This window comes from Armatimonadota bacterium, assembly GCA_017993055.1.
Classification (GTDB): Bacteria; Armatimonadota; UBA5829; order DTJY01; family DTJY01; genus JAGONM01.
This window is the reverse complement of record JAGONM010000078.1, coordinates 1-3,561: the sequence shown is the minus strand read 5'-3', so window position 1 is coordinate 3,561 and position 3,561 is coordinate 1. Positions and strand designations below refer to the sequence as shown.

4 protein-coding genes are annotated in these 3,561 nt (G+C 60.8%); 2 read left to right on the top strand and 2 right to left on the bottom strand.

Translation table 11 applies throughout. The annotated features are described in order from the left end of the window. The coding region (locus KBC96_15505) for a hypothetical protein (protein MBP6965800.1) at positions 1-350 on the top strand (350 nt) is incomplete at its 5' end. A 99-nt stretch (positions 351-449) separates the two neighbouring features. Next, positions 450-1,628 carry a M48 family metalloprotease gene (locus KBC96_15500; protein MBP6965799.1) on the top strand — a complete coding sequence of 393 codons (1,179 nt, stop codon included), beginning with the start codon at positions 450-452 and terminating at the stop codon, positions 1,626-1,628. Between the two features lie 109 nt (positions 1,629-1,737). Here KBC96_15500 and KBC96_15495 read toward each other — a convergent pair whose 3' ends face one another. Together KBC96_15495 and KBC96_15490 are read right to left on the bottom strand one after the other, a co-directional pair. Continuing rightward, complete coding sequence (locus KBC96_15495; GenBank protein MBP6965798.1) at positions 1,738-1,878, bottom strand: hypothetical protein; 141 nt, start codon at positions 1,876-1,878, stop codon at positions 1,738-1,740. 108 nt (positions 1,879-1,986) lie between these two features. Continuing rightward, complete coding sequence (locus tag KBC96_15490; GenBank protein MBP6965797.1) at positions 1,987-3,249, bottom strand: Gfo/Idh/MocA family oxidoreductase; 1,263 nt, start codon at positions 3,247-3,249, stop codon at positions 1,987-1,989. Between the last annotated feature and the right edge of the window lie 312 nt (positions 3,250-3,561).

The window sequence follows — 3,561 nt, the reverse complement described above, 5'->3', positions numbered from 1 at the left end:
TCCAGCAGTCCTGGAAGAAGACCAACCACGCTCAGGCCCTCGACAACCTGACGAAACGGGACCCTGACGGCAAGACCAAGCCGGACTGCGTGTCGTGCCACACCACCGGCTACGGCATGGCGGGCGGCTTTAAGTCCGAGAGTGAAACCCCCTACATGCGCGACGTTCAATGCGAGGCATGCCACGGTCCCGGTTCGAGACACATCGCCGCGCCCTCCGAGAAGGGCTACGGCGCGAACACCGAAATCACCTGCCGAAAGTGCCATGACGGCACCAACAGCCCCAGGTTCGACTATCGAACCTACCGCGAGCGCATACTGCACGAGCAGCCCAAGCCCGCCGGGAATTGAAACCTCAGAGCCCCGACAAACGTCTCTACTATTGAGGACCGATCGGTTTCGGCTGACGGCGAGTTCGTGCGGCAGGCCGATCGCTCCCAGGACTCAACCATGATATTCAGTATTCCGAAGAGTCTGAGCCGGCGACGTCACCTGCTCGCGCTGTTGATTGCGGCTGCGGTGTACTTGTCGTGCGCCTTACCGCTTCTTGCCGCTGACGAGTTCAAGGAAGAGATCGAGATGGGCAAGGAAGGCGCCGCGGCAGTTGCCAAGGAGTACAAGTTCGTCACCGACGAGAAGCTCGCCAAACGGATTCAGGACATTGGGAGCAAGTTGGCCAAGGTGGCCGTGGAGCAGGAAGTCCCGGCAGCCTACGGCAAGTCCAAGGTTGCGCCCTTCCAGTACAACTTCACGATCATTGACGACAAGACCATCAACGCATTTTCGCTCCCGGGAGGGCATATCTACGTAAACAGCGCACTGCTCGACTACGCACACTCCGACGATGAGCTTGCGGGAGTCGTCGCTCACGAGATTGCTCACGCGTCCCACCACCACGTTTTGCAGTTGGCGAAGGAGCAGCAGAAGCAGATGCTCACGCTCGCGATCGCGGTGATCGCAGGCGCAGCGCTCGGCGGAAACGCCGTCGGCGAACTGGCATACGGCGCGAACCTGGTCACCATCGCAAAGATGAGCGCCTACGGCCAGGAAGCCGAGAAGGACGCGGACCTCACAGCCGTGGAGTACATGGTACGCAGCGGATACAATCCCGTGGGGATGCTCACTTTCATGGAACGTCTTGCGCGGGACGAGTCGCGCAGACCTTCGGTGGACTGGGGCATATTCCGGACTCACCCGGAATCCTACAAGAGGGCGTCCCTGATCACCCAGCAGATCGAGAAGCATGGGATCAAGGTCAACCGGCGTCTTGTGACGGGGTTTCTCAAGGTCACCGTGGCCGCCGACGATGAGAACGACCCGAAATGGTACGAAGTGAAGGTCGCCGACGTGCCGATCATACGCCTGGCCGATTCCGACGGCAAGAAGGCGAAGGCCCGTGCGCAGGAAGCGGCCAAGAAACTGGGTGAGTGTTTCCTCGACGGGGCGCAGATGCGCGATATCAAGATGGGTCTGACGGGAAAATACGTCAAGATAAAGAACGAGATCGTGATCGAACCGACACAGGCCGATGCCGACCTTGCCGCGACCACCGTTCAAGCGGTCGCCGGTGACGCAGCCAAAGCGCTTCGCACGGTGCTCTGGCAGGAGCAGTTGGATTCCAGCTTCTAGCGGCGGGCTCCTGCTCAGCGGAAGAAGTCAAACCTGGAGCGGACGGGAATACACCCGTCCGCTCTTCGCATCATCGTATGATCTGCCATATCCGCATCCCGGCAACCCGTTACTTGCTCTTCTTCCTGATGCGACCGCCGGTCAACTCCTCTATGGTCTGAGGACGCTCCAGGTCCATTCGGGAGTCGGAGTGGTAACCTTCCTTCCGGACTCTCTGGGGCACAGGCTGTGGGGCCTTCGCCTTTGCCAAGCGCGTCACCTCCCCCGATTGCTAACTCACAGACCTAGATTGCCCAGAACCGGCGTTATCTAAACCTCGCAACGCCTCCCTTGGCGGCGGAATCCGCGGGGCGCTCGATCAGATCTTCCACGGCTTTCGCATCGGGCGGTTGACGAACTGGTTCGCCTCGTCGTCGTTGACGAACAACTCCTTCGCCGGATCCCACTCGAGCTTCCGGCCGTTAAGCCGGAGCGAAATGTTGCCGAGGTGGCAGATGCTTACGGAGCGGTGGCCGATCTCCGCGTCGCAGATGGGCTGCTTGCGGCTTCGTATGCAGTCAACGAAGTTCTTGCGGTGGTTGCCGGACTCGTATAGCTTCACGGCGCCGGCCGGAAGCGGATCATCGAGGATGCGCTGGTCGCTCGCCCTGAGCGCGCCTCTGCTCACGAAGATCCAGCCCTCTTCACCCTCGAAGTGGCAGCCGTTCTCACCCTCATCGGTGGCAATCAGCGGCGTGCCGTCGGCATACGTATACGTGACCCGGAAATGCGGGAACGTGTTGTAGCAGTTCCGTCCGACCTTCTCGGGCGGCACACCTGTCGCTTCGATTGTGACAGGCCCGGTGCGGTCAGTGCCGAGCCCCCACTGAGCGATATCGTTGTGATGGGCGCCCCAGTCGGTCATCATTCCCCCGGAGTACTCGAGCCACCAGCGGAAGGTCCCATGGGTGCGCTCGGGTACATAGTCGGTGTAGAACGCCGGACCGAGCCACATATCCCAGTCCAGATCCGACGGAATCGGCTTCGGCTCGAAAGGACCGCCGTTGGGGCCTCCGGGAAGATGAGACTCGACCCACTTGATCTTGCCGATGCGTCCGTTGCGTACTAACTCGCAGGCCTTGCGGAACTGATCTTCAGAGCGCTGCTGGCTGCCGGTCTGAAACACGCGCTTGGTATCCTTCCATACCCGCACGAGCTTCTTACCCTCGCCGATAGTCAGCGTAAGAGGCTTCTCGCAGTAGACATCTTTGCCGGCCTTCATGGCCTCTATGCACATGATCGCGTGCCAGTGATCCGGCGTGCCTATGACGACGGCGTCGATGTCCTTGCGCGCGAGTAGTTCGCGGAAGTCCTTGTACCCCTTGCAGTCCGGGCCGAACTCGTTCAGGGCCTCGGACAGATGCTGAGAGTCCACGTCGCAGACGGCGACGAACTTGCAGCCGTCGATCCCCGCGATGCCCCTGGCGTCTCCCAGGCCCATGCGGTAGCCGCCCTTGCTGCCGCCCGGGCCGATCAGTCCGAACTGGATCGTGTCGTTCGGGCCGATACTGCGCGTGCTTGCAGACGGCTTCGGCCTGCCGAAGTAGTCGTCCGCCGAGGCCTCGGCCACCTTGGACGCCATGATCGGTAGCCCGGCCGCTGCCAGCCCGGAGAGCGAGCCCGTCAGAAACCGCCGTCTGGATATCCCTGAATCCTTGCCATTCTCCACCAGAAAACCTCCCACCGCACACGATTTCGCGCGCAAGCATCAACATACGCGCACTCGTCTCAGCGTTTAGCCGCCGAGCGGCGATAATCCTGCTTCCGGAGTGGCGTAAGCTTTGAGTGTGTAGATTTGCGAAGATGCTCCCCGTTTCGTAGACTTGATTTGGTCACGAATCAAGCGAGCGAAACGGAGGAGCATCGATGAGCAGTATAACCCTAAGAGAAGTAT